This window comes from Streptomyces sp. NPDC086835, assembly GCF_044745705.1.
In the GTDB taxonomy this organism is placed as follows: Bacteria; Actinomycetota; Actinomycetes; order Streptomycetales; family Streptomycetaceae; genus Streptomyces.
In genome coordinates this window covers 181,807-208,044 of sequence record NZ_JBIVAU010000011.1, presented here as the reverse complement: position 1 = coordinate 208,044, position 26,238 = coordinate 181,807, and the positions used below count along the sequence as shown (strand labels likewise).

Here is a 26,238-nt window from a genome sequence, read left to right as displayed (position 1 = left end):
ATAAACTAGCAGTGATAGTTAAAGTGGGGTGCCCGCAATGAACCTGGAGCTCGACGAGGAGCAGACGGCCGTACGGCAGCTGGCCAAGGACTTCGTGGACCGTGAGATCACCCCGCACGTCGTGGAGTGGGACCGCGCGGAGAACGTCGACAGGGGCATCGTCAAGAAGCTGGGCGCGCTCGGCTTCCTCGGGCTCACGGTCGACGAGGAGTACGGCGGCTCCGGCGGCGACCACCTCGCCTACTGCCTGGTGACCGAGGAGCTCGGCCGCGGCGACTCCTCCGTGCGCGGCATCGTCTCCGTCTCCCTCGGCCTCGTCGCCAAGACCGTCGCCGCCCACGGGACCGAGGAGCACAAGCGCGACTGGCTGCCCCGGCTCACCTCCGGCGAAGCCCTCGGCTGCTTCGGTCTCACGGAGCCCGGCACCGGCTCCGACGCGGGGAACCTGATCACCCGGGCCGTCGCCGACGGCGGCGACTACGTGATCAACGGCTCCAAGATGTTCATCACCAACGGCACCTGGGCGGACGTGGTGCTGCTGTTCGCCAGGACCAACGACACGCCCGGCCACAAGGGGGTGTCCGCCTTCCTCGTCCCCACGGACACCCCTGGGCTCACCCGCCGCACCGTCCACGGAAAGCTGGGGCTGCGGGGCCAGGCCACCGCGGAGCTGGTGCTCGAGGACGTGCGGGTACCGGCGTCCGCCATGCTCGGCGTCGAGGGCAAGGGCTTCTCCATCGCCATGTCGGCGCTCGCCAAGGGCCGGATGTCGGTGGCCGCCGGCTGTGTCGGCATCGCGCAGGCGGCGCTCGACGCCGCGGTCGGATACGCCAAGGAGCGCGAGCAGTTCGGCAGGTCCATCGCGCACTACCAGCTGGTGCAGGAGCTGCTCAGCGACATAGCCGTCGACGTCGACGCCGCCAGGATGCTGACATGGCGGGTCGCCGACCTGATCGACCGGGGCGAGCAGTTCGCCACCGCCGCCTCCCAGGCCAAGCTGTTCGCCTCCGAGGCCGCCGTACGGTGCGCCAACAACGCCCTCCAGGTCTTCGGCGGCTACGGCTACATCGACGAGTACCCCGTCGGCAAACTGGTGCGCGACGCCCGCGTGATGACCCTGTACGAGGGCACCAGCCAGATCCAGAAGCTGATCATCGGCCGTGCGCTGACCGGGGTCTCCGCCTTCTGACCGCCCTTCGCCCGGCCCGGAAGCCGTGGTCAGGCTCTAAGCGCTTGCTCACCGTCGGGGTATGGTGTTCGTCCTGTGCCACGAAAGGGGCGAACGAGCGATGAGTGCGGCGGACGAGACGGCGGACCGGGCGGCCGGCGGGGAGCAGCCGTGGGACGAGGTCACACCTGAGGCGGCCAGGAAACTGCTCATCGCCGCCGTAGAGGCCTTCGCCGAGCGCGGTTACCACGCGACCACCACCCGGGACATCGCCGGCCGGGCCGGCATGAGCCCGGCAGCGCTCTACATCCACTACAAGACCAAGGAAGAGCTGCTCCACCGGATCAGCCGGATCGGGCACGACAAGGCCCTCCAGATCCTCGACGCCGCCTACGCCGGCGCGGGCACGCCCACCGACCGGCTCGCCGACGCCGTGCGCTCGTTCGTCCGCTGGCACGCCGGCCGGCACACCACCGCCCGAGTGGTGCAGTACGAACTCGAAGCGCTCAGCGAGACCCACCGCATCGAGATCACCGGCCTGCGCAGGCAGAGCGACGCCGTGGTGCGCCGCATCCTCCAAGAGGGTGTGGAGGCCGGCGAGTTCGACGTGCCGGACGTGCCCGGGACCGCGGTCGCCGTGCTCTCGCTCTGCATCGACGTGGCGCGCTGGTTCAACACCCGGGGCCGCCGCACGCCCGACGAGGTCGGCGCGCTCTACGCCGACCTCGTCCTGCGCATGGTGAGCGCTCAGAAGAAGTAACGCGACAGCGACTCCGCCACGCACACCGGCTTGTCGCCGCCCTCGCGCTCGACGGTGACGAGGGCGGTCACCTGGACGCCCCCGCTGCCCGCCTCCTCGACGCTCTGCAGCACCGCGGTGGCCCGCAGCCGCGAGCCCACGGGCACGGGGGAGGGGAAACGGACCTTGTTGGTGCCGTAGTTGATGCCCATCTTCATGCCCTCGACCCGGAGCACCTGGGGCACCAGGGCGGGCAGCAGCGACAGCGTCAGATAGCCGTGGGCGATCGTCGTGCCGAACGGGCCGCTCGCGGCACGCTCGGGGTCCACATGGATCCACTGGTGGTCGCCCGTGGCGTCGGCGAAGAGATCGATCCGCTTCTGGTCGACCTCGAGCCAGTCGCTGTGACCCAGCTGCTCGCCCACCCCTGCGCGCAGCTCCTCGGGGGAAGTGAAGATCCTCGGCTCTGCCATGTCCTGGTGCCTGCCTCTCGACCGTTGTGACACTCATGTCTAAGCGCTTGCTCAGCATGGTTGGGTGGGCGCCCTCCTGTCAACGACGGACCAGTAGGCTTCGAGGAGTGCCACAGATTCCAGAGAAGATCCACGAGCTCACGGTCGGCCAGCTCTCGGCGCGCAGCGGAGCCGCCGTGTCCGCCCTGCACTTCTACGAGTCCAAGGGCCTCATCACCAGCCGCCGCACCAGCGGGAACCAGCGCCGCTACAGCAGGGACGCGCTGCGCCGGGTCGCCTTCGTGCGCGCCGCCCAGCGCGTCGGCATCCCGCTCGCCACGATCAGGGACGCCCTCGCCGAGCTGCCGGAGGAGCGGACGCCCGACCGTGACGACTGGGCCCGGCTCTCCCGCGCCTGGCGCGGCGAACTCGACGAGCGCATCAAGCAGCTCAGCCGGCTCCGCGACCATCTGACCGACTGCATCGGCTGCGGCTGCCTCTCCCTGGAGACCTGCGTGCTGTCCAACCCGGACGACGTCTTCGGCGAGCAGCTGACCGGTTCACGGCTGCTGCCGGAGCGGCGCCGCACGGGCGACGGGGCCTGACCGGGGACGCCGACGGGCCCGGTCCCCTCGGACCGGGCCCGCGAGCGCCCCGCGCGTACTCGCGCGTCGGGGCGGACGTCACTCGAACTCCGTACCGCCCTTGCGGGTCAGGTACGCCGGGCTGACCGCCTTCGCGATCGCCCGCCCGCCCGTGACCGGGCTGTACCGCTCCACCACGGGCCGCACGACGACGCCCTCCCTCAGGTGCAGTCGCCGGCCCGACACCGTCTCACGGCCGTTCGCCAGCTCCAGCACCGTGTCCACGTCGTACGGCCCCTCGAACAGCCGGGGAACCACCGGCAGTTCACCGCCGAGGACGGCCGCCGCGTCCAGCCAGCGGACCTGGCCGTCGATCTCCGCGGAGATGTCGAACACGGCATAGCCCGGCCCGGCCTCCGCCCTGGCGTTCTTGCCGTAGCCGAGGTCCTGCACCCCGGCGCCGTACACCTCGGCGAACACCCCCACCCGGCTCGCGCCCAGCCTCTCGGCCAGGCGTGCCGCGATCTTGGGCACACCGTGCCCGAGGACCGCGCGCCAGTACAGGTTGGCCGGGTCCTGCTTGAGCGCCAGGCCCTTGGCGCCGAAGCCCTTGGACGAGACCTGCACCCGTCCGCCGTCCGCCGTGCTGTAGGTCGTCAGGCATGCGGTGCCGTGCAGCTTCTCGGTGATCACGACGGCCTCGCCCGGCTCGAAGATGCCCGGATAGCGCTGCAGATTCTCGATGTCCACCCAGGGCAGCAGACCGGGTGCCGCCTCGATGTCGCCACTCATCCTGGACGGCACCGGCGGCGCCCACTTGGTGATCGAGAGCAGCTCCGCGAAGTCCGTGCCGTCCGCGGCCGCCCGCACCAGATCGACGTCCGCGAGCGCCCGGGGCCGGCACACGATCCCCTGCGAGAGCTCGCCCCGCAGCCGCACCGCCTTGACCCGGTTGGCCTCGCCGCCCGCCAAGCGGCCGGTCAGCCCCAGTTCGTCGATGAGCGCCGCCGGGAGCACCGCCTGCTCGGGGATGTAGAGCGCCACGTCACCGGTGCGATAGACACCCTTCGCGACGACGGCCCGGTACAGGCCCACCTGGGCCAGTTCCAGGGCGTCGGCGTTCGGATGCTCGTGAACGGTCAGCAGTTCGGCGGTGACGCGCAGCGTCGACATCTCATGGCTCCTCGGTGGTGGTTCGCATCACCGCCAACTGTCGTGCCGCGCAATCCCGGTGGCCCACCGGTTTTCCACCCTGGTAGCGTCGCGCCCTTCGGCGGGCCGAGCCGCGACCGGAGTACTCGACAGGATGTGGCGCACATGGCCTCACCGGCACTCGACGCGGCGGTGGAGCGCGTACGGACGGTCTTCGCAGGCATGACCAGCCCCGTGGAGACGGGCTGCGGCAGGTGCCATCTGCCCGAGGAGACGGCGCTCCTGCGCACGCCGGACGTGGAACTGCCCGACGACGTACTGCGGATGTTCGCCCATGAGGTGCCGAACCACTTCGACGACCATCCGGCGGCGATGCGCCGGATCCTGCCGCAGCTGGCGGCGCGGCTGGCCACGGGCCGGTTCGCCGGTCTCGACGCCTATGAGCTGACCGGCCTCGCCCGCTCCGGCTGGCGCACCTGGCCGGCCGAACAGGCCCGCGCCGTGCGGGCGTTCCTCGAGGCGTGGTGGGCGGACACGGTCACCTCGGACGCACCGCCGTATCCGGTGCACAAGGTGTTCGAGTCGTGCGTGACCGCGGGCTCCACCGTGACGCCGTACCTGGCCGTGTGGGCCGGGCAGCCGCTCGGCGGACCGGCCGACCGGCATCTGGTCGATTGCCTCGAGCAGTGGATCGACGATCTGATCGGCGACCTCACGTCGTCCCTTTTCAGCTGGTGGTGCCACCCCTACCGCGACGAGCCCCTCGCGGAGCTCCAGGCATGGCTCGTCGAGCACGCGCCCCCGCGACTGCGCGCCTGCGGCGCCGACCCGTTGCTCCTGTTCAGGACCGGGCTGCTGGCCCTGCCGTACGACGAGCGCTGGACCGAGGAGGTGTGGGCCACGGCGCCGGGCTCCTGAGCCCGGGCGGGTTCCGGCCCCCGTACCGGAACCCCCGCGTCTCAGGCGACGGACGCGAGCTCTCGCCGGCCGGCCCGCTTCGCCGCGGAGACGGCTTCCGCCGTCAGCACGGGCTGGGGGACCACGATGCCGCAGCCGGTGCAGACCGGCCCGGACCACGGTTCGTGCTCCAGGTCCTGCCGCCACACGATGTGCGTGTCCGAGCACACCGGGCAGGCCGTGTCCGGCTCCGCCTCCAGGGCGCCGATCAGGCGGCGCAGCACCTCGGCCAGCGGCGCCGACGGGTGCTCCGTCGGGGTGTCGCAACGGGCCACACCGTTGCCGCCCCAGGTCCTGCGGTGCCAGTCGTCGATGTGTCCGGGCCGCCGCAGCCCGTCGTGCTTCTCCCGTTTGCGGCGGTCCGCGAAGTTGTCCTCGTAGGCGAGCCAGACGGCCCGCGCCTCTTCCAGTTCCTCGAGCGCGGCCACCAGCCGCGCCGGATCCGGAGCCCTGTCCTCCGGGTCGATACGGTGCCTGCCGCACAGGTGGTCCCATGTGGCGCGGTGCCCGTACGGGGCGAAGCGCTCCAGACATTTGCGCAGTGAGTAGCGCCGAAGCGCCAAGTCACACCGTGGGTCACGTACCTGTCTCGCGAGACTCCGGAAACCGGCCATCGCAAGTCCACCTCCGTCGCTGGTACATCGGCGTTGATGAATGGACGTAGGAGTGCCCGTTTCGGCTCCATCGAAAAGAGAAACATGCCGGTTCGGCCGGATCACGTCCCTGGCGCGGTGCCTCCGATCCGTCCCGCCGACAGCACCACCCGTGCCAGTTCCTCGTGACAGATGTCGCCGTGCGCGCCCGTCGGTGGTCGGCCGTGGCGCACCACGACGGAGGCGTCGACGCTGACGCAGCCCGTGGCCGGCATCCCGGTGCGCAGGGCCTCGTCCAGCGTCAGCCGTGGCGTGTCCGGGACGCCGTGGATGCCGTCGTGTCCCATCGCCCACCACTTGGGGTCGGTCCCCGCAGTGGCGTGCGTGTCGCCGGCGAGGCTCGACGCCAGCGGGTAGAACACCCCGAGCGCGGTGTCGTACCGTGAATGGCACGCCACCACCGGTCCGTCGACCAGCTGCTCGAAGCCGCCCAGCACCCCGCGGCGGGACGGCGCGTTCGGCAGACCGGTGGCGAACGCGTAGTGGGAGAAGGCCGCCTGGAGCAGCGTCACCGACTTCACGTTGCACGCCCCCTCCGGCAGCCCGCGCAGCGCGAAGGCGACCAGCCTCGCGCCGGGACCGTGTCCGACGAGATGCACGCGCATCCGGGGCGCCGAGCGGGACAGCCGCCCCAGCAGCGGACCGAGACCGAGCTCGCCGACGGTGCCGGCCCGCCGTTTCATCGCGTAGTACGTCGCCTGCCGCAGCAGCTCCTTCGCGCCCCGCCAGGCCGGCCCCGCCGCACCGTCCGGCGCGTGGACGCCGAGGGCCGCCGCGAGACGCCGGCAGAACGTGAGGGGGTCCTCGTACAGGACGGCCGGTGGGCTCTGCTCGTCCCGCGGCAGGTCCTCGGCGAAGCCGGCCTCCAGACCGCCCGGCGGGACCGCCGCCAACTCCCTTGCCAGCATGCCGAACTCGGCGAAGGCCGCCCGGGAGTCCGGCTGCCGGTCGAGCAGCCACGCCAGCCGCTCGACGGTCGCCGTGTGTCCGGGGAACAGGCCGGTGAGCAGCTCGCGCGTCGCCCCGTCCAGCCCGGGGCCCTGCGCCCTCGCGTCGTCCGCCGGCTCCGAGCCCGGGAACGGCTCGTCCGGGTACCGCATCGAGGGCCACAGCACGCCGGCGTACCCGACCTGGGTGCCCGGCCTTCCGCCCGCCAGTTTGGGGAAGGGCGCGAAGAACGCCGAGTGCAGCCGGCGGGCCATGGCGGGGGAGTTGTTCCAGCCATGTGCGAAGACGACGAGATCGGTGACATCCAGCCCGGCGAGCGTGTCGTACGGTCCGCCGCCCGGGTCGCCGTCCGCGTCGAAGCAGATCTCCCGGTACGGCTGCACACTCATGCCCGCCATGGCCCGCCCCTCCCCTTGCGCTCCGCTGCTGGCCCAGCATCCTGCGCAAGAGGAGAAACGGCCATACCCCGCGAGAAGTCAGAGACGGTCGGCCGCGGTGACGCGGTGCAGATGGATCAGGACGTCGTACGAGGTGGCCAGCCGCAGCGGCTCGGGTTCGGCAGGCCAGGCGTTGCCGATGTCCCTCGACGGCCGGGTGGCTCCCAGCCAGGCGCGGGCCGCTCGAGGAGCGGTACGCAGGTCCAGGTAGTAGTCGTGGGGCGCCACCCGCTCCAGTGTGTGCTCGTTGCTGCCCGGCGCCGGCGGCCCCACGGAGAAGGTGCGCAGAGGTTCCGCGGGGTCCGTGAGGTCCAGGGCGTTGAACGAGCCCCGGCCGAAGGTGAATCCGACGCTGACGTAGTCGTCGCCCACCATCTCCCGCAGGAACGTGCCCTGGACCTTCGGATACAGCTCGGGGCTGTTGGTCTCCAGGCGGACGTGGCCGTTGTGCGCGGAGAGCAGCATGCGGTGCCCGGTCCGCCGCTGCCACCAGACCGTGTTCTCCGCCATGACCTGGTCCCGGTAGCGCATCGCGGCGCCCACCTGGGCCGGGTCGAACAGGTCGTAGGAGAACTCGGTCCCGGTCTGGGCGATGGCCCGGGCGTGCTGGACGACCCACGCGTGCCTCTGCAGGTCGGGGCCCGGCCGCTGCCGCTCCAGCAGGGCGAGGGCGCGCTGTACGTCCGCCGCCATGGCGCGGCGCTCGGGGAGCGGCCGGCGCAGGTTCGCCTTGATGGTCTCCTCGACGCCGCCCGTCGGCCGGGACGTCGCGTACAGCCGCCGGAACTCGGGCAGCAGCCGCGGGTAGTGCTCCGCGACGTACCCGGTCACCTCGTCGAACAGCCGCGGGCCCGCGTAGGCGAGGTCGTTGCCCATGAACTGCACCGGCCGCTGCGGGTGGCGGAGGTTGTGCTGCCGCATCCAGCGGATCAGGTCCAGGTACTCGCGGGTGTGCCAGATCAGATACGACTCCTGGAACTCCTCGCGCATGATCGTGCGCGGGTCGCCCTTGCCGTACAGGACATGGTCGTTGAGCCGGAGTCCGGCGCTCCAGTTCGCCTCCAGGGCGTAGGTGGTGAAGCCCTGGTGCTCGACGAGGTACCGGAACAGCCGGTGCTTGGTGGTGAAGAACTCGGAGGAGCCGTGGGTCGCCTCGCCGACACCGACGATCGTCGCGGACCCGACCGCCTTCTCCAGCGGACGCAGGTCCCCCAGCGGTTCCGCGGCCCGCGCGAGCGCGCGCACGGGGGCGTCGGTGTGGCGGGGTTCCGCCCGCACCGGCCCTGCGACGACGAGCGACAGCAGGGCCGGCAGGAGCAGCAGCCGGATCCGTAAGAGGTGACGCGGTGAAAGATCCATGGACCCAGCCTCACGGCGCGCGGGCCGCCCCGCGATGGGGCCAGTCCCCTTACGGCGGTGGGGATTTCCCCACCGGCTCCTTCGTCGGGGAGGCAGGCCGGACGCTCGCCCGGTGGTGCCGTTCGTGCGGGCGCCGGCCGGGTGAGGGACGCTCAGTAGCGCAGGTACCGCTTCCGTACGGCCCTGAAGGCGGCAAGATCGTCCTGCCAGGCGCCGACGACCTCGTCGGTGTCCGCGCCCGCGTCGATCAGGGTGCGCACGCGGGTGGAACCGGTCAGCTTGTCGATCCAGTTGTCGGAGCGCCAGGCGAAGCCGCTCCAGCTCCGCTTCGCCGTCACCAGCAGGCCGATGCCCGCGCGGACCGGGTCGAAGGACTTGCGGTCGTGGACGTGGAGCTGCACGCCGCCGACGGTCCTGCCCTGCCACTTGGAGAAGGTGGGCGCGAAGTACGCCTCACGGAAGCGGACGCCGGGCAGACCGAGACCGTTGGCCGCCTCCGCCCATGCCGGGCCGATACCCTCCGCGCCCAGCAGCTCGAAGGGGCGGGTGGTGCCGCGGCCCTCGGAGAGGTTCGTGCCCTCGAACAGGCAGGTGCCGGAGTAGACCAGCGCCGTCTCCGGGGTGGGCATGTTGGGGCTGGGCGGGACCCAGGGCAGGCCCGTGTCGTCGAAGAAGTCGCCACGCCGCCACCCCGACATCCGTACGATGTCGAGCTCGACCGGCCGGGACAGGAACTCGCCGTTGAACAGCAGCGCCAGTTCGGCGACGGTCATGCCGTGCGCCTGGGAGATCGGTTCCCGGCCCACGAACGTCGCGAACGCCTTGTCGAGCACCGGCCCGAGCGCCGCCCTGCCGGTGACCGGGTTCGGCCGGTCGAGGACGACGAAGCGCTTGCCGGCGAGTGCCGCCGCCTGCATGCAGTCGAACAGCGTCCAGATGTACGTGTAGAAGCGGGCGCCCGCGTCCTGGATGTCGAAGACGACGGTGTCCACGCCGGAGGCCGTGAAGATGTCGGCGAGCGGCTGTCCGCTCTTGAGGTACGTGTCGTAGACGGGCAGCCCGGTCGCCGGGTCGTCGTAGCGGCCCTCGGAGCCGCCGGCCTGCGCGGTGCCGCGGAAGCCGTGCTCGGGGCCGAAGACCGCGACGAGGTCCACGCGGTCGTCGGCGTGCATCACGTCCACGATGTGGCGTACGTCGCGGGCGATGCCCGTGGGGTTGGTGACCATGCCGACGCGCTGCCCGGACAGTGCCGCGTACCCGTCGGCCACCAGGCGTTCGAAACCGGTGTGGACCCTGCCGCGGCCCTGCGCCGCTGCGGGCGTGGTGGCCGCGGCGAGTGCCCCCACCGCGCCGCCGCCCGCGACCAGCAAACCCCGTCTGGACAGGCTCATCGAGCTACCTCCGTGATCGCCGTGTGTCATGACCACTGCACGCTAGCGCTCATGTCGGCCCTGGGGAACGACCCCGGCATGTGCTTGTCGCCCCCTTCCGAAGTGACATACCGACTGGTTAGTCTGCCCGCACGGGACCTGTGTACGGAAAGGCGGAGCTGATGAGTACGGTGCAGGGCGCTGGGGTTGTGGTCACGGGCGCGGGCGGAGGCATCGGAGCCGCACTGGCCCGCCGCTTCGCCGCGGAAGGCGCCAAGGTCGTCGTCAACGACATCGACCCGGGCAAGGCCAAGACCGTCGCCGACGAGATCGGCGCCGTCGCCGTCCCCGGCGACGCCTCACAGATCGTCGAGGAGGCCCGTGACGCCCTCGGAGGTGTCGTGGACATCTACTGCGCCAACGCGGGACTCGCCTCCGGCGGCGACGCCTTCGCCGACGAGGACGTATGGGCCGCGGCCTGGGACGTCAACGTGATGGCCCATGTCCGCGCGAGCAGGATCCTGCTCCCCGACTGGCTCGAGCGCGGCGCCGGACGCTTCGTCTCCACCGTCTCCGCCGCCGGACTCCTCACCATGATCGGCGCGGCGCCCTACAGCGTCAGCAAGCACGGCGCCCTCGCCTACGCCGAGTGGCTCTCCCTCACCTACCGGCACCGCGGGATCAAAGTGCACGCGATCTGCCCCCAGGGCGTACGGACCGACATGCTGACCGCCAGCGGCAGCGCCGGCGAACTCGTCCTCACCCCGACCGCGATCGAGCCCGAGGACGTCGCCGACTCTCTCTTCACGGCCATGGCGGAGGACCGCTTCCTCGTCCTGCCGCACGCGGAGGTCGCGGGCTACTACGCGGCCCGCGCGACGCAGAACGACCGCTGGCTGGCCGGCATGAGCCACCTCCAGCAGAAGTGGGAGGAGGCCCGCCGATGAGCTCCATATACGCCGCCAAGCCCTGGCTCTCCCAGCTCAGCGACGCCCAGCGGGCGCCGATCGACCCGCCCGCGACCGTGCTGCACGCCTTCCGCGCCGCCGTCGGCCGAGCCCCCGGGCACGCCGCGCTCGCCTACTTCGACGGGCGCCTGACCTACCGCGAGACCGACGAACTGTCCGACTCCGTCGCCGGGCACCTCGCCGATCGCGGGATCTCCCGCGGCGACCGGGTCGCGATCATGCTCCAGAACACCCCGCACTTCGTGATCGCCCTGCTCGGCGCGTGGAAGGCCGGGGCCACCGTCGTCCCCCTCAACCCGATGTACAAGTCGGGCGAGGTCGCGCACGTCCTCGCCGACGCCGAAGTGAGCGCGCTGATCTGCTCCGACCGCGCCTGGGAGGGATACCTGCGGGACTGCGCCGCGGCCTCGCCGGTGCGGGTGGCCCTCACCGCCTGCGAGCTCGACCTCCAGACGCGGGGCGACGAACGGGTCCTCGGCTTCGGGCGCACCGCGCCCGCCGACGACGCGGACGACCTCCTCGCCGTCGCCCGCCAGGGTCTGCCGGCACCGGCCGGCCGCGAACTCACGGCCACGGACGTCGCGCTGATCAGCTACACGTCCGGCACCAGCGGCACCCCCAAGGGCGCCATGAACCTGCACGGTGGCATCACCTACAACGCGGAACGCCAGCGCACCGGCCACCCCGTACCCGAAGGCGCCTGTTACTTCGTGCTCGCGCCGCTGTTCCACATCACCGGCATGGTCTGCCAGCTCGCCGCCTGCATCGCGGGCGCGGGCACCCTGGCGCTCGCCTACCGCTTCGAGGCGGGTGTCGTCCTCGACGCGTTCCTCGAGCACCGCCCCGCGTACACCGTCGGCCCCTCGACCGCCTTCATGGCCCTCGGCGCCCACCCCTCCGCAACCCCGGAGCACTTCGAGTCCTTCCGGGTGATCTCCTCCGGCGGGGCGCCCGTGCCGCCCGCGCTCGTCGAGAAGTTCAGAGCGGGCTTCGGCCCCTACATCCGCAACGGCTACGGGCTCACCGAGTGCACCGCCCCCTGCGCCTCCGTACCCCCGGAGAAGGAGGCCCCCGTCGACCCGGCCTCCGGCACCCTCTCCGTCGGACTCCCCGGTCCCGACACGGTCGTCCGGATCATCGACGACAAGGGCGAGGACGTGCCCTTCGGCGAACAGGGCGAGATCGCGGTGTCGGGTCCGCAGGTGGTACCCGGCTACTGGCGGCTCCCCGAGGCCACCGCGGAAGCCTTCCCCGACGGCGAACTGCGCACCGGCGACATCGGCTTCATGGACGCGGACGGCTGGCTCTACGTCGTCGACCGCAAGAAGGACATGATCAACGCCTCCGGCTTCAAGGTCTGGCCGCGCGAGGTCGAGGACGTCCTCTACACCCACCCCGACGTCCGCGAGGCGGCCGTCGTGGGCATCCCCGACGCCTACCGCGGGGAGAGCGTGAAGGCGTTCGTCAGCCTGCGGCCCGGGGCGGTGGCGGAACCGGAAGAGATCTCCGCGTACTGCGCCGAGCGGCTGGCCGCCTACAAGTACCCCCGCGAGGTCGAGGTCCTGCCGGAGCTCCCCAAGACGACAAGTGGGAAGATCCTCAGGCGGGAACTGCGTTCCCCCGCGTAGCAGCCGGCCGAGCACGGCACGGAACAGCACACCGGAGACAGAAAGAAAGGCGGGTGGCGGCAATGGCCAGGACGACGGACGGGGACGGCACCCCCGTCCCGCAGAGGCTGCTGGCCGCCGCCACCCGCCTCTTCGCGGAACGCGGCTACGACCGCACCTCGGTGCAGGAGATCGTGGAAGCGGCAGGCGTCACCAAGGGCGCCCTCTACCACTACTTCGGTTCGAAGGAGGACCTCCTCCACGAGGTCTACGCCCGTGTGCTCCGCCTCCAGCAGCAACGCCTCGACGCGTACGCGGACGCCGACGAGCCCGTCGAGTCCCGGCTGCGCGGGGCGGCGGCGGACGTTGTCGTCACCACGATCGAGAACCTCGACGACGCGGACATCTTCTTCCGCTCCATGCACCACCTGAGCCCGGAGAAGCACAAGCAGGTACGCGCCGAACGCCGCCGCTACCACGAGCGCTTCCGCGCGCTGGTGGAGGAGGGGCAGCAGGACGGCGTCTTCTCCTCGGCCACCCCGGCGGACCTGGTGGTCGACTACCACTTCGGCTCGATCCATCACCTGTCGACCTGGTACCGCCCGGACGGCCCCCTGACGAAGCAACAGGTCGCGGACCACTTGGCGGACCTGCTGCTGAGGGCGCTGCGGCCGTAGCGGCGGGCCCGTGTCCGCTGCGCGGACGTGGCGCCCGCGGCGGCTGTTCCCCACCCGGCCCTTTCCCGAAACCGGGGCAAGCCCCGGACCCCGTACGGCCTTCGGCCGTGCCCTCAATCTCCCTACGGCCTGGCGGCCGTGGGAGGTGCCCCCGGGCGGGCCGACTTTGTCAGCCTCGCCTTGAGGCGCGGGGGTCCGATGGGGTCCGCCCGTAGCGGGAGGAGCCCCCGAAACACCGCGCGAAGCGCGTTACGGGTCCGGGCGGAGCCCGGTTCTGGGAGGACGGCCCCTCGGAGCGGGACCGTCCTCGCACACGTCACACGTACTTCTTCAGCTCCCGCCGCGCCAGCGACCGCTGATGCACCTCGTCCGGACCGTCCGCCAGCTTCAGCGTCCGCGCCGCCGCCCACAGCTCCGCCAGCGGGAAGTCCTGGCTGACGCCGCCCGCGCCGTGCGCCTGGACGGCCTTGTCGAGGATGTCGACGACCGCCCGCGGCGTGGCGATCTTGATCGCCTGGATCTCGGTGTGGGCCCCGCGGTTGCCGACCGTGTCCATCAGCCACGCCGTCTTCAGCACCAGCAGCCGCAGCTGCTCCACGGTGACCCGGGCGTCCGCGATCCAGTTCTGGACGACGCCCTGCTGGGCGATCGGCTTGCCGAAGGCGGTACGGGAGACGGCCCGCCGGCACATCAGCTCGATCGCGCGCTCCGCCATCCCGATGAGCCGCATGCAGTGGTGGATGCGGCCCGGTCCCAGCCGCGCCTGGGCGATGGCGAAGCCGCCGCCCTCCTCGCCGATCAGATTCGTCGCGGGGACCCGTACGTCGTCGAAGACGACTTCGGCGTGGCCGCCGTGGGAGTGATCCTCGTAGCCGTACACCTGCATCGCGCGCTGCACGTGCACGCCGGGGGTGTCACGGGGCACCAGGATCATCGACTGCTGGCGGCGGATGTCGTCGCCGTCCGGGTCGGTCTTGCCCATGACGATGAAGATCTTGCAGTCCGGGTTCATGGCGCCGGAGATGTACCACTTGCGGCCGTTGACGACGTACTCGTCGCCGTCCCGGTCGATGCGGGTGCGGATGTTGGTCGCGTCGGAGGAGGCCACCTCGGGCTCGGTCATCGCGAACGCCGAGCGGATCTCGCCCGCGAGCAGCGGCTCGAGCCACTGCTTCTTCTGCTCGGCGGAGCCGAACTGGGTGAGCACCTCCATGTTCCCGGTGTCCGGGGCCGCGCAGTTCAGCGCGGTCGGTGCGAGGTGCGGGCTGCGGCCGGTGATCTCGGCGAGCGGCGCGTACTGGAGGTTGGTCAGCCCGGCACCGTACTCGGAGTCGGGGAGGAAGAGGTTCCACAGGCCCTGCTTGCGGGCCTCGGCCTTGAGTTCGTCCACGATCGCGGGCGTGTCCCACGGGGAGGCCAGCTCGGCGCGCTGCTCCTCCGCGATCTTCTCGGCCGGGTAGACGTGCTCGTCCATGAAGGCGAGCAGTTTGCCGCGGAGCTCTTCGGTGCGCGCGTCGAATGCGAAGTCCATGAGGTACTTCAGCCTTCCTGAAGGGTGGTGAGGCCGTGCTCGATGAAGAGGGGGACGAGATCGCCGATCCGGTCGAATCCGGCGCCGACGGTCTGGCCGAGGGTGTAGCGGTAGTGGATGCCCTCGAGGATCACGGCGAGCTTGAACCAGGCGAACGCCTCGTACCAGGAGATCGCCGAGGTGTCCCGGCCGGAGCGCTCCGCGTACCGCTCGATCAGTTCGGCGGGGGACGGGTGGCCGGCGGCGCCCGCGGTGGTGCTGACGGGGGAGTCGGGCAGTTCCAGCCGCTTGCTGTACATGACCAGCAGGCCGAGGTCGGTCAGCGGGTCGCCGAGGGTGGACATCTCCCAGTCCAGGACGGCCTTGATCCGGTCGTCGTCGCCGATCAGGACGTTGTCGAGGCGGTAGTCGCCGTGGACCACGGTGGCGGCGGGGGAGTGGGGCAGCGCGCGCCCGAGCGCGGCGTGCAATTCGTCGATGCCGGCGAGGTCGCGGCCGCGCGAGGCCGCGAGCTGCTTGCCCCAGCGCCGCAACTGCCGGTCGAGGAAGCCCTCCGGCCGGCCGAAGTCGCCGAGTCCGACGGCCTCCGGGTCGACGGCGTGGAGGTCGACGAGGGTGTCGACGAGGGAGAGGACGGCGTCCCGGGTGCGCTCCGCGCCGAGCGGGGCCAGCTGCTCCGCGGTGCGGTAGGGGGTGCCGTCCACGAACTCCATGACGTAGAACGGGGACCCGATGACCGATTCGTCCTCGCACAGCAGCACGGGCTGCGGCACCGGGACCGCGGTCGGCGCCAGGGCGTTGATGACCCGGTGCTCGCGTTTCATGTCGTGCGCCGTCGCCAGCACATGGCCGAGCGGCGGCCGGCGCACCACCCATCGGGTGGTGCCGTCGGTGACGGCGTAGGTGAGGTTGGAGCGGCCGCCCTGGATCAGCCGGGCGCTGAGCGGTCCGCCCACCAGTCCGGGCCGCTCACGGTCGAGATAACCGCGCAGCTGCTCGGGATCGAGGCCTGGGGGGACTGAGCTCATGATGCGCACCTCCGGGGGCGGTCCTGGGGAACGCGTTCATGATGACCGACCAGTCGGTATGTCGTCCAGTGGCCCGGTGGAAAGCGATGCCAGGATCACACTCGCACGGCACGCGACGGCCCCCTCGGGGGTGACCGGCCGAGGGGGCGGAACGCGCCAAGGGATCAGGCGTGGCAGGCCACCGGTACCCCGCCGTTCATCGCCGCCATGTCGGCGAACACCACGGTGGGGTCGAGCGGCGAGCCCTCGGGGAGTCCGTCCAGCTCCGCGTACGCCCGGTGCAGGTTGGCCACCAGCCGTTCGCTCTCCCTCAATCCGGCGAACACCCCGAGATCCGCCCCGCGTGCCGTCTCCAGCGGGCTCAGCCCCTTGGCGTGGCCGGCCTCTGCCAGTTCGGCGACGAAGCGCAGATAACGCTCCGTCGCGTCGTACGCCGACGGGTCGGTGATCGGTCCGTGGCCCGGCACCACGGTCTCCGCGCCGAGGGAGCGCAGCACGCCGAGCGCCCGCAGCGAGCCGCTCAGCGACCCCATCGGGACGAACGGTGTACCGCCCTGGAAGATCAGGTCACCGGTGAAGACGATTCCCTGCCGCGGCAGGTGCACGATCGTGTCCCCCGCTGTGTGGGCGACCGTGCCGGGATGGAGGAGCCGCACCTCGACGTCCCCTACATGGACCGTCAGTCGGTCGCTGTACGTGAGCGTCGGCGCGGTGATCCGGATGTCCCCGAAGTCGGTCTGCGGCCAGATCAGGTGGAGCTGGCGGCCCGCCGCGAGGACCTCGCTCCGGCACGATTCGTGCCCGACGACCACGGCCTCCGGCAGGAAGACCCCGTTGCCGTAGGTGTGGTCGCCGTGGTGGTGGGTGTTGACGACGGTACGGGGGAGGGGTGCGCCGGTCGCCAGCAGTGCCTCGCGCAGCGCCCGGGCCCGCCGCTCGGTGGCCGTGGTGTCGACGAGGAGCGTCGTCTCCCCGTCGCTGACGAAGCCCGCGTTGTTCAGGCACCAGCCGCCGTCGGGCTGGACGTAGGCGTGCACTTCCGGCGTGAGCCGGACGGTGTAGGGATCTGTGGCAGGCACGATGGCTCCCCCGGAGACGGGTCGACGGTGAATCGGCCCTCAGAGCCTGCCGGTCGACCCGGGTGTGCGGCACCGCGGAAAGGGTGGATCAGTGGTCGTCCCAGTGTCCGTCGTGCTCCGCGTGCCGGTGCCCGTCGTGGAGGTAGTCGACATGGTCGCCGTGGACCACGGCGGGGTGGCCGCACCCGCTGCTGTGCTCGTGCGCGTGACCGCTGTGCGACACGTGTTCTCCCGGCTCGCACTCGTCCCAGTGCCCCGCGTGCTGCCGGTGGAGATGCCCGTCGTGCGAGTAGTCCATGTGGTCGCCGTGGGGGATCTCGGCGTGGCCGCAGGACGGGCCGTGAGTGTGCTCGTGTGCGGTGTGCTCCTGGTGTGCAACGGTCATGGCGCTCACCTCTGGGTGCTTTCGTGCCGTTCTGTCCGTATTCCAGGCTAGTCGGCGGCTCCGGCGCCGGCCGCCCGTCGCCCGCCACGCCACGAGGGAACAGATGTCCGGCATGGGGCGTCACTCACGGTCACACCACGATCGCCACGGCGAACGCGGCCAGTGCCAGCACGCATCCGACCGCCGCGATCGCCCCACGTACCGACATCGCCGCCGGTCTGGCCGCGTCCATCGCGCGGACGCGCCGGTGCGCGACCAGAAGGAAACCCAGCCAGGCGACGACGCTCAGCCCCGCCGCGAGCGCCACGTCCTGCGCCGCCTGCTTGGCGGCGAGGACCGCCACCACCGTGCAGGTCAGCGTCGTCCGGCGCCACGCCAGCCGGGTGCGCTCGGGCTGAAGCCCCGGATCGCGTGCGGGGGGTGCCGTCACAGGTCGCCCCAGGCCACCACCGCCACCATGGTGAGGGAGACGACCGCGACGACCACGGCCAGCAGCGCCGGGAACCGGGACACCGGCAGATCGTCGCCTCGGCGCATCGCCCGCTCGCACCGGACCCAGTGGTTCACCGCGCGTACCGCGCACACCGCCCCGACGCCGATCAGCGCGAGCGCCAGACCGGCCCGTACACCCCAGCGCAGGTCCGGCAGGAACTGGTCGACGGCGAAGCCGCCGCCGATGAGCGCGAGCGCGGTGCGGATCCAGGCCAGGAACGTCCGCTCATTGGCGAGCGAGAACCGGTAGTCGGGCGTGTCGCCCTCGTCCCGGATCCGTGCCGGCGCGAACCACAGCCGCAGGCTCTGCAGGAAATCGCTCACGCAGCGCACCCTACCCGCGCACTCTCGGCGCCTGCGGCCCAGCTCCCGGCACACCGGGGCACCTGCCGGCCCGGCTGCCGCGACCGGAAGGCTCAGCCCGTTCGGTGCGCCTTGAGCCGCTCGTACGCGGCCAGCCCGTCGGGCACCCACACCCACGCCTCGAGCCCCGCCTCCAGCTCGGCGTCCGTCAGGAAGGCGTACCAGTCGATCTCCTCCGGTTGCGGCTCCACCGGCAGGTCGCAGCGGACCTCGTAGACGTACGACCACCAGGAGGGGCCGGGGGCGCCGTCCCCTTCGTAGAGGAACTTGAACAGCGGTACGGGGCGGGGGAGTCCGCGAACGCCGAGTTCCTCCTCCGCCTCGCGCAGCGCCGCGTCGTCGTAGCTCTCCCCGGCGCCGACCACACCGCCGACGAACATGTCGTACATCGAGGGGAAGACCAACTTCGTGGCCGTGCGCCGGTGCACGAAGACGCGTCCCGCGGCATCCCTGACGAGGATGAACGCGCACCGGTGCCGAAGTCCGCGCGCGTACGCCTCGCCGCGCGGGGCCTGCCCGATCACGCGGTCGTGCTCGTCGACGATGTCGAGGATCTCTTCTGCGGGCTGCACGGAAGTCATGGCACCCATGAAAACACCGCCGTACGCCGCCGTTGACCGGTCGGCCATTGACGAGTTACCCGCCCGTAAGGAAGATCGGGTGCCACCGGCCCGACGGAGAATGGAAAACCATGGCGTACGACGCTGATGTGATCGTGATCGGGGCAGGACTCGCGGGCCTCGTGGCCACGGCCGAACTCGTCGACGCCGGACGGAAGGTCATCCTTGTCGACCAGGAGCCCGAGCGGTCCATCGGGGGGCAGGCGCACTGGTCCTTCGGCGGCCTCTTCTTCGTCGACTCGCCCGAGCAGCGCCGTATGCGCATCAAGGACAGCCACGCCCTCGCCATGCAGGACTGGCTCGGCACCGCGGGCTTCGACCGCGAGGAGGACCGCTGGCCGCGCAAGTGGGCGGAGGCGTACGTCGACTTCGCCGCGGGGGAGAAGCGGGCCTGGCTGCACCGGCAGGGCGTGCGGTTCTTCCCCGTCGTCGGCTGGGCGGAACGCGGCGGCTACGACGCGAACGGCCACGGCAACTCCGTACCCCGCTTCCACATCACCTGGGGCACCGGCCCCGGCCTGGTGGCACCCTTCGAGCGGCGGGTCCGCGAAGGAGTCGCCAGGGGGCTGGTGCAGCTGAGGTTCCGGCACCGGGTCACGGGTCTCGGCAGCAGCGCGGGCAGCCTGGACACCGTCACCGGTGAGATCCTCGAGCCGTCCGACGCGGAGCGCGGCGCGGCGAGCAGCCGCGAGGTCACCGGCGCCTTCGAGCTCAAGGCCCAGGCGGTGATCGTCACATCGGGCGGTATCGGCGGCAACCACGAACTCGTCCGCGCACAGTGGCCGAAGCGGCTCGGCACGCCGCCGAAGAAGATGCTCTCCGGCGTCCCCGCGCACGTCGACGGACTGATGCTCGGCATCGCCGAGCGCGCCGGCGCCAGCCACATCAACCGCGACCGGATGTGGCACTACACCGAGGGCATCGAGAACTGGAACCCGATCTGGGCCAAGCACGGCATCCGCATCCTGCCGGGCCCGTCCTCCCTCTGGCTGGACGCGCGCGGCAGACGGCTGCCGGTGCCGCTGTTCCCCGGCTTCGACACCCTCGGCACGCTCGAACACATCATGCGGACCGGCCACGACCACACCTGGTTCGTGCTCGACCAGAAGATCATCGGCAAGGAGTTCGCCCTGTCGGGTTCCGAGCAGAACCCGGACCTGACGGGCAAGTCCGTCCGCGACGTCTTCGTACGCGCCAGGGCCGACGTGCCCGCGCCGGTGAAGGCGTTCATGGACAAGGGCGTCGACTTCGTCGTGGAGAAGGACCTGGGCGCGCTGGTGCGCGGCATGAACGAGCTCACCGGGGACGGACTGATCGACGAGGCGGAACTGCGGCGCGAGATCACGGCGCGGGACCGGGAGGTCGCCAACCCGTTCACCAAGGACCTCCAGGTCACGGCGATCCGCGGCGCCCGCAAGTACCTCGGCGACAAGCTGATCCGCACCGCCGCGCCACACCGTCTGCTGGACCCCAAGGCAGGTCCGCTGATCGCCGTGCGGCTCAACATCTTGACCCGCAAGTCGCTCGGCGGCCTGGAGACGGACCTGTCCTCGCGGGTCCTGGACGGGTCCGGCACCCCGCTGCCGGGCCTGTACGCCGCGGGCGAGGCGGCGGGCTTCGGCGGCGGCGGCGTCCACGGCTACCGCTCCCTGGAGGGCACGTTCCTCGGCGGCTGTCTCTTCTCGGGCCGCGCGGCGGGCCGTGCGGCGGCGAGAGCGGTGTCGTAGGACGGGACGCGGCCGCTCTCCACCCCCATGTGTGACGGAAGTCTGACGGCCCCCCGTCACCCCTGGCATCCGGCCCGGCCAGGTGCTCGAATCGAAGGGTGACGTCCCAACACTCCGACGCGGCCGGCGCAACCGGCCCCGACGGCCCCGAACCCGACGGGCCCGGCGCGCCCGTCGGCCGCCGTGTCGTTCTCGGCATGCTCGGTCTCGGCGCCGCCGGTGTCGCCGCCGCGCCCTATCTGCAGCGTGGGCTGGAGAGCTTCCTCGGCGCCGCGGCCGACAAGGACCCGACGGGCCTGACCGGGCTGCTGCCGAACGGCGGCGGATTCCGCTACTACTCGGTTGCGTCCTCCGTGCCCCGCAAGACCGCGGAGACCTACCGCCTCACCGTCGACGGCCTCGTCCGGAAGCCGGCCACGTACACCCTGGCCGACCTCCGGGCCATGCCGCAGACGCGGATCGTGCGGGACGTGCAGTGCGTCACCGGGTGGCGCGTGCCCGACACGCCATTCGAGGGCGTGAAGCTCTCGCAGCTGCTGGACGCCGCCGGCGTACGTCCGGAGGCGCGGGCGATCCGGTTCACCTGCTTCGACGGGACCTACAGCGAGAGCCTGACGCTCACACAGGCCCGGCGGGACGACGTCCTCGTCGCGCTGCGGATGCAGGACGAGCCGCTCAGCCATTCGCACGGCGGCCCGGTCCGGCTGTACGTGGCGCCGATGTACTTCTACAAGTCGGCGAAGTGGCTGTCCGGGATCACGGTCACGTCCTCCGTCCGGCCCGGTTACTGGGAGGAGCGGGGCTATGACGTCGACGCCTGGGTCGGCCGGTCCAACGGCCGCACCGACACCCCCACCGTCTGAACCCGCCGCACCGGGTGAGCCGATGGAACGCACCGCCCGCAGACGGCGCTTCACCCGCGCCGAGCGCCTGCTGCACCGCACCACCGCCGCGCTGATGCTGCTGTGCATCGTGACCGCTGCCGTGCTCTACGTGCCGCAGCTGGCCGAACTCGTCGGCCGCCGGTACCTCGTGGTGACGGTCCACCAGTGGGCCGGGCTGCTGCTGCCCGTGCCGTTCGTCCTGGCGCTGGTCTCCCGCGCGTTCCGCGCGGATCTGCGCCGGCTGAACCGCTTCGCGCCGTACGACCGGGCGTGGCTGAGTGCCGTGCGCCGTCGCGAGCACGGCCCGTCGGCGCGCCCGGCGGGCAAGTTCAACGCCGGGCAGAAGATCTACGCGGCCTGGACGGCCGGAGCCGTGCTGGTCATGCTCGGCACCGGGCTGCTGATGTGGTTCACCGGCCTCGCGCCGCTGGTGTGGCGGACGAGCGCCACGTTCGTGCACGACTGGCTCTCCCTCGCCGTGGGGATCGCGGTCGCCGGGCACATCGCGATGGCGCTCGCCGACCCGGAGGCACGCCGGGGCATGCGTACCGGGTCGGTCGAGCGCCAGTGGGCCCGCGAGCACCACCCGAGGTGGCTAGAGGACGAGTGACAAGAGCAGCACGAACACGATGCCGACGACCGAGATGATCGTCTCCATCACCGACCAGGTCTTGATCGTCTGGCCGACGGTCATACCGAAGTACTCCTTCACCAGCCAGAAGCCGGCGTCGTTGACGTGGCTGAAGAAGAGCGAGCCCGCGCCGATCGCGAGGACGAGCAGTGCCGCGTGCGAGGTCGACATGTCGGCCGCGAGAGGCGCCACCAGGCCGGCCGCGGAGATGGTGGCCACGGTCGCGGAGCCGGTCGCGAGCCGGATCGCGACGGCGATCAGCCAGGCGAGCAGCAGGGTCGGGATGGCCCAGTTCTCGGAGAAGTCCAGGATCATCTGGCCGACACCGATGTCGATCAGCGTCTGCTTGAAGCCGCCGCCGGCGCCGACGATGAGCAGCACACCGGCGATCGGGGCGAGCGACTTCTCGACGGTCGAGGAGAGGCGGTCCTTGGTGAACCCGGCCGCCCGTCCCAGCGTGAACAGACCGACGATCACTGCGGCGAGCAGGGCGATCAGCGGGGAGCCGATGACGTCGGTGACGCGCTGGACCCCGTTCTCGGGGTCGTCCACCACGATGTCGACGAGGGCCTTGGCCATCATCAGGACGACGGGGAGCAGCACCGTGGCGACGGTGGCGCCGAAGCTCGGACGCTTCTCCAGGTCGTCGGAGGCGCGCTGCGGGATCATCTTCTCCGGCGCGGGGATGTCCACCCAGCGCGCGGCGTACTTGGAGAACACCGGACCGGCGATGATGACGGTCGGTATCGCGACGACCAGTCCGAGGGCCAGGGTGACGCCGAGGTTGGCGCCGATGGCGTCGATCGCGACCAGCGGGCCGGGGTGCGGCGGGATGAGGCCGTGCATCACGGACAGACCGGCGAGCGCCGGGATGCCGATCCGCATCAGCGAGTAGTTGCCGCGCTTGGCGACCATGAGCACGACCGGGATCAGCAGGACGATGCCGACTTCGAAGAACAGCGGAAGTCCGATGATCGAGGCGATCAGCACCATCGCCCAGGGCATGGCCCGGCCGCTCGCCTTGGCGAGGATCGTGTCGACGATCTGGTCCGCGCCACCGGAGTCGGCGAGCAGCTTGCCGAGGATCGCACCGAGGGCGATCAGCACACCGACGCCCGCGACGGTCGAGCCCAGGCCCGCCGTGAACGACGTGATCGCCTTGTCGAGCGGCGCCCCGGCGAACGCGCCGAGCGCGAGCGACCCGATGGTCAGCGCCAGGAAGGCGTGCAGCTTGAACTTGGTGATGAGCAGAACGATGACAGCGATGCCCGCGAGGACGGCGATGCCCAGCTGTGCGTTGCCCGCCGAGGTGATCGGTTCGACGGCGTCCGCTGCCAGCATCTCGACGCTGAGACTGGTCACGGTGATTCCTTAGTCTTCGAGCCCGCGCAGCGCGGCGACGGCCCGTTCGGTGATTTCTTCGGGGGTGCCGGACACATCGACGGCGACGCCCGCCTCGTCCTCCTCCAGCGGCTGGAGGGTGGCGAACTGGGAGTCCAGCAGCGCGGTGGGCATGAAGTGCCCCTTGCGCTCGGCCATCCGCTGCTCGATGAGCTCGCGGCTGCCGGTGAGGTGGAGGAAGACGGCGTCGGGCGCTGCCGCCCGCAGCCGGTCGCGGTACTCACGCTTGAGAGCGGAGCTGGAGACCACTCCGCCGAGCCCGGTCCTGCCGTGGGCCCACTCGCCGATGGCGTCCAGCCACGGGCGGCGGTCCGCGTCGTCCAGCGGGACGCCGGCCGTCATCTTGGCGATGTTCGCCGGGGGATGGAAGTCGTCGCCCTCGGCGTACGGGACGCCCAGGGCGGCGGCGAGCAGGGGGCCGATCGTGGTCTTGCCGGTTCCTGCTACGCCCATCACCACGACGACGTGGGGGGTGCTCATTACGTGCCTCGCTGTCCTCGTCGACCGCTCGACGTCGGTCCGTCGCGCTACTGAAACCTATTAGGTACGACGTATTCAAGGGGCTGAGACATAAACGTCATACTTTTTGTTCCGGTGGGAGTCCGTGTGATCCACGCCCCGTAGGCTTTGCCCATGACCACAGAAGGCCGAGGGCTCCACACGCATGTGCTCGACACCCTCGGTCTCGCCATCACGGCGGGCGAGTATCCGCAGGGCAGTGTGCTGCGCACCGATGAGGTCGCCCAGCGCTTCGACGTGTCACGCACGGTCGTCCGGGAAGTGGTCCGCGTCCTCGAGTCCATGCACCTTGTGGAGTCCCGCCGCCGCGTCGGCGTCACCGTGCGTCCCACCGAGGAGTGGAACGTCTACGACCCCCGCGTCATCCGCTGGCGGCTCGCCGGCGCCGACCGCCCGCGACAGCTGCGTTCACTGACCGTGCTGCGCTCCGCGGTGGAACCGGTCGCGGCCGGTCTCGCCGCCGTCCACGCGACCCCCGAGCAGTGCGCGGCGCTGACCGAGGAGGCCCTCGGCATGGTCGCCACCTCCCGCGGCCAGCAACTCGAGGGGTATCTGAAACACGACATCGCCTTCCACCGGGTCGTGCTCAACGCCTCCGGCAACGAGATGTTCGCGCGCCTCGGGGACGTCGTCGCCGAGGTCCTCGCAGGCCGTACCCACCACCATGTGATGTTCGACGATCCCGACCCGGCGGCGGTGACGCTGCATGTCCAGGTGGCGGAGGCCGTTCGCGAAGGCGACGCGGAAAGAGCCGAGCGCCTGACCCGTGAGATCGCCGTCGGAGCCCTCCAGGAGCTCGACGTACTCGCTCCCTGAATTCCCTGACACCCTGGCTTTACCTTGTCGAAACCTCTGAAATACCTCAGATGCCTGTCTAAGTGAGGTTCGCCACTGCCAAAATCCCAGGGTTGCCCTGACGATGAGCCCTTGGGCCATTCATGCCCGAAACCGGGCCAGGGCGTCCCCTTCCTTCACCCCTGGGAAGGCGCCGGCGCAGGCCGGGTACCGCACACCCCCTCACGAAGGCGAACAACCTCAATGAGTGACCGCACCATGGCTGCGGCCGATACGCCCGTCGCCGGCGCGACGGGTTCCCCCCACGTGGATGCCGGAGACGTCGGGTACCGCAAGGACCTCAAGTCGCGGCACATCAACATGATCGCCATCGGCGGCGCCATCGGTACGGGGCTCTTCCTCGGCGCCGGTGGCCGCATGGCCGGCGCAGGGCCCTCCCTGTTCATCGCCTACGCCGTCTGCGGCGTCTTCGCCTTCTTCGTCGTGCGCGCGCTCGGTGAGCTCGTGCTCTACCGGCCCTCCTCCGGCGCCTTCGTCTCCTACGCCCGAGAGTTCATGGGCGAGAAGGGCGCCTACACGGCAGGCTGGCTGTACTTCCTGAACTGGTCGACGACCGCCATCGCCGACATCACCGCGGCCGCGACCTACGCCCACTTCTGGGCGATGTTCAGCGACGTCCCGCAGTGGGTGCTGGCCCTGATCGCGCTCGCCGTGGTCCTCACGGCCAACCTCATCTCGGTGAAGTACTTCGGTGAGATGGAGTTCTGGTTCGCGATCATCAAGGTCGCCGCGCTCGTCGTGTTCATGCTCATCGGCATCTTCCTGGTCGTGACCTCCCACGACATCGGCGGCCACACCCCGGGCTTCTCCACCATCAGTGACAACGGCGGCATCTTCCCGAGCGGCTTCATGCCGATGCTGCTGCTCATCCAGGGCGTCGTCTTCGCCTACGCCTCCGTCGAGCTGTGCGGTGTCGCCGCCGGTGAGACCGAGAACCCCGAGAAGATCATGCCGCGCGCGATCAACTCGATCATGTGGCGTGTGGGCCTGTTCTACGTCGGCTCCGTCGTCCTGCTGGCGCTGCTGCTCCCGTACACCGCGTACTCCGGCAACGAGAGCCCCTTCGTCACCGTCTTCGACAAGCTCGGGATCCCCGGCGCTGCGGGTGTGATGAACCTGGTCGTCCTGACCGCCGCCCTGTCCAGCCTGAACTCGGGCCTCTACTCGACCGGCCGCATCCTGCGCTCCATGTCGATGTCCGGTTCCGCGCCCCGGTTCACCAGCGTCATGAACAAGGGCGGCGTGCCCTACGGCGGCATTCTGCTCACCGCCGCCTTCGGTGTCCTCGGCGTACTGCTCAACTACGTCATGCCGGGCGACGCCTTCGAGCTGGTGCTCAACTTCGCCTCGATCGGCATCATCGGCACCTGGGCGATGATCATGGTCTGCTCGCTGCTGTTCTGGCACCGCTCCCAGGACGGCCGGGTCACCAGGCCCGCCTACCAGCTGCCCTGGGCCCCGTACACGCAGATCGTGACCCTGCTCTTCCTGGGCTCCGTCGTCGTCCTGATGTGGATGGACGAGGGCATCTCCCGCACCACCGTCAACTGCCTGCCGCTGATCGCGGCCGCGCTGGTCGGCGGCTGGTTCCTGGTCCGCAAGCGGGTGCGCGCGGTGGCCGCCGCGAGCAAGGAGCTCTGACCTTCCTTCGA

At 70.9% G+C, this 26,238-nt stretch carries 27 protein-coding genes; 12 read left to right on the top strand and 15 right to left on the bottom strand.

The features are described 5' to 3' along the window. The first annotated feature begins 37 nt into the window (after window positions 1-37). Entirely contained in the window at window positions 38-1,189 is a 1,152-nt protein-coding gene (locus ACIPJI_RS30525) for an acyl-CoA dehydrogenase family protein (RefSeq protein ID WP_402249993.1), read from the top strand. A gap of 100 nt (window positions 1,190-1,289) precedes the next feature. Then, complete coding sequence (locus tag ACIPJI_RS30520; RefSeq protein WP_356622881.1) at window positions 1,290-1,928, top strand: TetR/AcrR family transcriptional regulator; 639 nt, start codon at window positions 1,290-1,292, stop codon at window positions 1,926-1,928. Here ACIPJI_RS30520 and ACIPJI_RS30515 read toward each other — a convergent pair. Further along, window positions 1,916-2,380: a MaoC family dehydratase gene (locus ACIPJI_RS30515; protein WP_307705571.1), complete on the bottom strand. Its 465-nt coding sequence runs from the start codon at window positions 2,378-2,380 to the stop codon at window positions 1,916-1,918. The genes ACIPJI_RS30520 and ACIPJI_RS30515 overlap by 13 nt on opposite strands. A gap of 107 nt (window positions 2,381-2,487) precedes the next feature. Here ACIPJI_RS30515 and soxR point away from each other — a divergent pair, with 107 nt between their 5' ends. Continuing rightward, entirely contained in the window at window positions 2,488-2,964 is a 477-nt protein-coding gene (gene soxR / locus ACIPJI_RS30510; RefSeq protein WP_307705570.1) for a redox-sensitive transcriptional activator SoxR, read from the top strand. A gap of 78 nt (window positions 2,965-3,042) precedes the next feature. On the opposite strand, the gene ACIPJI_RS30505 is transcribed toward soxR, so the two are convergent. Continuing rightward, complete coding sequence (locus ACIPJI_RS30505; protein WP_356622880.1) at window positions 3,043-4,116, bottom strand: RNA ligase (ATP); 1,074 nt, start codon at window positions 4,114-4,116, stop codon at window positions 3,043-3,045. Between the two features lie 144 nt (window positions 4,117-4,260). Between ACIPJI_RS30505 and ACIPJI_RS30500 the strand changes: the two genes are divergently transcribed. After that, the gene (locus ACIPJI_RS30500) at window positions 4,261-5,013 is read left to right on the top strand and encodes a hypothetical protein (protein ID WP_402249989.1); all 753 of its coding nucleotides are present in this window, start codon (window positions 4,261-4,263) and stop codon (window positions 5,011-5,013) included. Window positions 5,014-5,054: 41 nt separating this feature from the next. Here ACIPJI_RS30500 and ACIPJI_RS30495 read toward each other — a convergent pair whose 3' ends face one another. The 4 genes from ACIPJI_RS30495 to ACIPJI_RS30480 all read right to left on the bottom strand — a co-directional run bounded on the left by ACIPJI_RS30495 (window position 5,055) and on the right by ACIPJI_RS30480 (window position 9,840). Further along, entirely contained in the window at window positions 5,055-5,666 is a 612-nt protein-coding gene (locus ACIPJI_RS30495; RefSeq protein ID WP_356622878.1) for a hypothetical protein, read from the bottom strand. Window positions 5,667-5,767: 101 nt separating this feature from the next. After that, entirely contained in the window at window positions 5,768-7,051 is a 1,284-nt protein-coding gene (locus ACIPJI_RS30490; RefSeq protein WP_307705566.1) for a serine-threonine protein kinase, read from the bottom strand. A gap of 78 nt (window positions 7,052-7,129) precedes the next feature. Continuing rightward, complete coding sequence (locus ACIPJI_RS30485; protein ID WP_402249987.1) at window positions 7,130-8,449, bottom strand: erythromycin esterase family protein; 1,320 nt, start codon at window positions 8,447-8,449, stop codon at window positions 7,130-7,132. Between the two features lie 152 nt (window positions 8,450-8,601). After that, entirely contained in the window at window positions 8,602-9,840 is a 1,239-nt protein-coding gene (locus tag ACIPJI_RS30480; protein WP_402249984.1) for an exo-beta-N-acetylmuramidase NamZ domain-containing protein, read from the bottom strand. A gap of 161 nt (window positions 9,841-10,001) precedes the next feature. On the opposite strand from ACIPJI_RS30480, the gene ACIPJI_RS30475 reads away from it, so the two are divergent. The 3 genes from ACIPJI_RS30475 to ACIPJI_RS30465 all read left to right on the top strand — a co-directional run bounded on the left by ACIPJI_RS30475 (window position 10,002) and on the right by ACIPJI_RS30465 (window position 13,071). Beyond that, complete coding sequence (locus ACIPJI_RS30475; protein WP_307705563.1) at window positions 10,002-10,766, top strand: SDR family oxidoreductase; 765 nt, start codon at window positions 10,002-10,004, stop codon at window positions 10,764-10,766. Beyond that, window positions 10,763-12,415, top strand: a complete 1,653-nt coding sequence (locus tag ACIPJI_RS30470; RefSeq protein ID WP_402249982.1) for a class I adenylate-forming enzyme family protein — start codon at window positions 10,763-10,765, stop codon at window positions 12,413-12,415. Before ACIPJI_RS30475 ends, ACIPJI_RS30470 begins: the two co-directional genes overlap by 4 nt. Window positions 12,416-12,477: 62 nt before the next feature. After that, the gene (locus tag ACIPJI_RS30465) at window positions 12,478-13,071 is read left to right on the top strand and encodes a TetR/AcrR family transcriptional regulator (RefSeq protein ID WP_307705561.1); all 594 of its coding nucleotides are present in this window, start codon (window positions 12,478-12,480) and stop codon (window positions 13,069-13,071) included. Between the two features lie 316 nt (window positions 13,072-13,387). Here the strand turns inward: ACIPJI_RS30465 and ACIPJI_RS30460 are convergent, their stop codons facing one another. From ACIPJI_RS30460 to ACIPJI_RS30430, 7 genes are all read right to left on the bottom strand, one after another. After that, entirely contained in the window at window positions 13,388-14,602 is a 1,215-nt protein-coding gene (locus ACIPJI_RS30460; protein ID WP_307705560.1) for an acyl-CoA dehydrogenase family protein, read from the bottom strand. Window positions 14,603-14,610: 8 nt separating this feature from the next. Next, complete coding sequence (locus ACIPJI_RS30455; RefSeq protein WP_402249979.1) at window positions 14,611-15,630, bottom strand: phosphotransferase family protein; 1,020 nt, start codon at window positions 15,628-15,630, stop codon at window positions 14,611-14,613. 164 nt (window positions 15,631-15,794) lie between these two features. Then, window positions 15,795-16,709, bottom strand: a complete 915-nt coding sequence (locus ACIPJI_RS30450; protein WP_402249977.1) for an MBL fold metallo-hydrolase — start codon at window positions 16,707-16,709, stop codon at window positions 15,795-15,797. Window positions 16,710-16,797: 88 nt separating this feature from the next. Then, window positions 16,798-17,094 (bottom strand): hypothetical protein, encoded by a 297-nt coding sequence (locus ACIPJI_RS30445; protein ID WP_356622872.1) that lies wholly within the window; start codon window positions 17,092-17,094, stop codon window positions 16,798-16,800. A 130-nt stretch (window positions 17,095-17,224) separates the two neighbouring features. After that, window positions 17,225-17,524: a DUF202 domain-containing protein gene (locus ACIPJI_RS30440; protein ID WP_356622871.1), complete on the bottom strand. Its 300-nt coding sequence runs from the start codon at window positions 17,522-17,524 to the stop codon at window positions 17,225-17,227. After that, window positions 17,521-17,910, bottom strand: coding sequence for a YidH family protein (locus ACIPJI_RS30435; RefSeq protein ID WP_159693530.1), 390 nt, complete (start codon window positions 17,908-17,910; stop codon window positions 17,521-17,523). Before ACIPJI_RS30435 ends, ACIPJI_RS30440 begins: the two co-directional genes overlap by 4 nt. Window positions 17,911-18,002: 92 nt before the next feature. Then, window positions 18,003-18,530, bottom strand: a complete 528-nt coding sequence (locus ACIPJI_RS30430; protein ID WP_402249974.1) for an NUDIX hydrolase — start codon at window positions 18,528-18,530, stop codon at window positions 18,003-18,005. 110 nt (window positions 18,531-18,640) lie between these two features. On the opposite strand from ACIPJI_RS30430, the gene ACIPJI_RS30425 reads away from it, so the two are divergent. The 3 genes from ACIPJI_RS30425 (at window position 18,641) to ACIPJI_RS30415 (ending at window position 21,790) form a co-directional block, all read left to right on the top strand. Beyond that, complete coding sequence (locus tag ACIPJI_RS30425) at window positions 18,641-20,296, top strand: FAD-binding dehydrogenase (protein ID WP_307705553.1); 1,656 nt, start codon at window positions 18,641-18,643, stop codon at window positions 20,294-20,296. A gap of 197 nt (window positions 20,297-20,493) precedes the next feature. Then, window positions 20,494-21,159: a molybdopterin-dependent oxidoreductase gene (locus ACIPJI_RS30420; RefSeq protein ID WP_402250114.1), complete on the top strand. Its 666-nt coding sequence runs from the start codon at window positions 20,494-20,496 to the stop codon at window positions 21,157-21,159. Next, window positions 21,101-21,790: a cytochrome b/b6 domain-containing protein gene (locus ACIPJI_RS30415; protein WP_402249972.1), complete on the top strand. Its 690-nt coding sequence runs from the start codon at window positions 21,101-21,103 to the stop codon at window positions 21,788-21,790. The genes ACIPJI_RS30420 and ACIPJI_RS30415 overlap by 59 nt, the downstream gene beginning before the upstream one ends. On the opposite strand, the gene ACIPJI_RS30410 is transcribed toward ACIPJI_RS30415, so the two are convergent. Both ACIPJI_RS30410 and ACIPJI_RS30405 read right to left on the bottom strand, forming a co-directional pair. Next, window positions 21,776-23,173, bottom strand: coding sequence for a gluconate:H+ symporter (locus ACIPJI_RS30410; RefSeq protein ID WP_402249970.1), 1,398 nt, complete (start codon window positions 23,171-23,173; stop codon window positions 21,776-21,778). The genes ACIPJI_RS30415 and ACIPJI_RS30410 overlap by 15 nt on opposite strands. Before the next feature lie 9 nt (window positions 23,174-23,182). Continuing rightward, a complete protein-coding gene (locus ACIPJI_RS30405; protein ID WP_402249968.1) occupies window positions 23,183-23,692 on the bottom strand; it encodes a gluconokinase in 510 nt (169 codons plus the stop codon). A gap of 153 nt (window positions 23,693-23,845) precedes the next feature. Here ACIPJI_RS30405 and ACIPJI_RS30400 point away from each other — a divergent pair, with 153 nt between their 5' ends. Together ACIPJI_RS30400 and ACIPJI_RS30395 are read left to right on the top strand one after the other, a co-directional pair. Further along, a complete protein-coding gene (locus tag ACIPJI_RS30400) occupies window positions 23,846-24,547 on the top strand; it encodes a FadR/GntR family transcriptional regulator (protein WP_402249966.1) in 702 nt (233 codons plus the stop codon). A 222-nt stretch (window positions 24,548-24,769) separates the two neighbouring features. Next, window positions 24,770-26,227, top strand: coding sequence for an amino acid permease (locus tag ACIPJI_RS30395; RefSeq protein WP_307705548.1), 1,458 nt, complete (start codon window positions 24,770-24,772; stop codon window positions 26,225-26,227). Window positions 26,228-26,238: the final 11 nt, after the last annotated feature.

Coding starts and splice junctions, on each gene's coding strand:
- ACIPJI_RS30405 (WP_402249968.1), bottom strand. CDS start 23,692: ATGAGCACCCCCCACGTCGTCGTGGTGATGGGCGTAGCAGGAACCGGC.
- ACIPJI_RS30465 (WP_307705561.1), top strand. CDS start 12,478: ATGGCCAGGACGACGGACGGGGACGGCACCCCCGTCCCGCAGAGGCTG.
- ACIPJI_RS30425 (WP_307705553.1), top strand. CDS start 18,641: ATGGCGTACGACGCTGATGTGATCGTGATCGGGGCAGGACTCGCGGGC.
- ACIPJI_RS30525 (WP_402249993.1), top strand. CDS start 38: ATGAACCTGGAGCTCGACGAGGAGCAGACGGCCGTACGGCAGCTGGCC.
- ACIPJI_RS30475 (WP_307705563.1), top strand. CDS start 10,002: ATGAGTACGGTGCAGGGCGCTGGGGTTGTGGTCACGGGCGCGGGCGGA.
- ACIPJI_RS30430 (WP_402249974.1), bottom strand. CDS start 18,530: ATGACTTCCGTGCAGCCCGCAGAAGAGATCCTCGACATCGTCGACGAG.
- ACIPJI_RS30490 (WP_307705566.1), bottom strand. CDS start 7,051: ATGGCGGGCATGAGTGTGCAGCCGTACCGGGAGATCTGCTTCGACGCG.
- ACIPJI_RS30420 (WP_402250114.1), top strand. CDS start 20,494: ATGCTCGGTCTCGGCGCCGCCGGTGTCGCCGCCGCGCCCTATCTGCAG.
- ACIPJI_RS30400 (WP_402249966.1), top strand. CDS start 23,846: ATGACCACAGAAGGCCGAGGGCTCCACACGCATGTGCTCGACACCCTC.
- ACIPJI_RS30485 (WP_402249987.1), bottom strand. CDS start 8,449: ATGGATCTTTCACCGCGTCACCTCTTACGGATCCGGCTGCTGCTCCTG.
- ACIPJI_RS30470 (WP_402249982.1), top strand. CDS start 10,763: ATGAGCTCCATATACGCCGCCAAGCCCTGGCTCTCCCAGCTCAGCGAC.
- ACIPJI_RS30445 (WP_356622872.1), bottom strand. CDS start 17,094: ATGACCGTTGCACACCAGGAGCACACCGCACACGAGCACACTCACGGC.
- ACIPJI_RS30455 (WP_402249979.1), bottom strand. CDS start 15,630: ATGAGCTCAGTCCCCCCAGGCCTCGATCCCGAGCAGCTGCGCGGTTAT.
- ACIPJI_RS30460 (WP_307705560.1), bottom strand. CDS start 14,602: ATGGACTTCGCATTCGACGCGCGCACCGAAGAGCTCCGCGGCAAACTG.
- ACIPJI_RS30500 (WP_402249989.1), top strand. CDS start 4,261: ATGGCCTCACCGGCACTCGACGCGGCGGTGGAGCGCGTACGGACGGTC.
- ACIPJI_RS30505 (WP_356622880.1), bottom strand. CDS start 4,116: ATGTCGACGCTGCGCGTCACCGCCGAACTGCTGACCGTTCACGAGCAT.
- ACIPJI_RS30495 (WP_356622878.1), bottom strand. CDS start 5,666: ATGGCCGGTTTCCGGAGTCTCGCGAGACAGGTACGTGACCCACGGTGT.
- ACIPJI_RS30480 (WP_402249984.1), bottom strand. CDS start 9,840: ATGAGCCTGTCCAGACGGGGTTTGCTGGTCGCGGGCGGCGGCGCGGTG.
- ACIPJI_RS30515 (WP_307705571.1), bottom strand. CDS start 2,380: ATGGCAGAGCCGAGGATCTTCACTTCCCCCGAGGAGCTGCGCGCAGGG.
- ACIPJI_RS30395 (WP_307705548.1), top strand. CDS start 24,770: ATGAGTGACCGCACCATGGCTGCGGCCGATACGCCCGTCGCCGGCGCG.
- ACIPJI_RS30415 (WP_402249972.1), top strand. CDS start 21,101: ATGACGTCGACGCCTGGGTCGGCCGGTCCAACGGCCGCACCGACACCC.
- ACIPJI_RS30520 (WP_356622881.1), top strand. CDS start 1,290: ATGAGTGCGGCGGACGAGACGGCGGACCGGGCGGCCGGCGGGGAGCAG.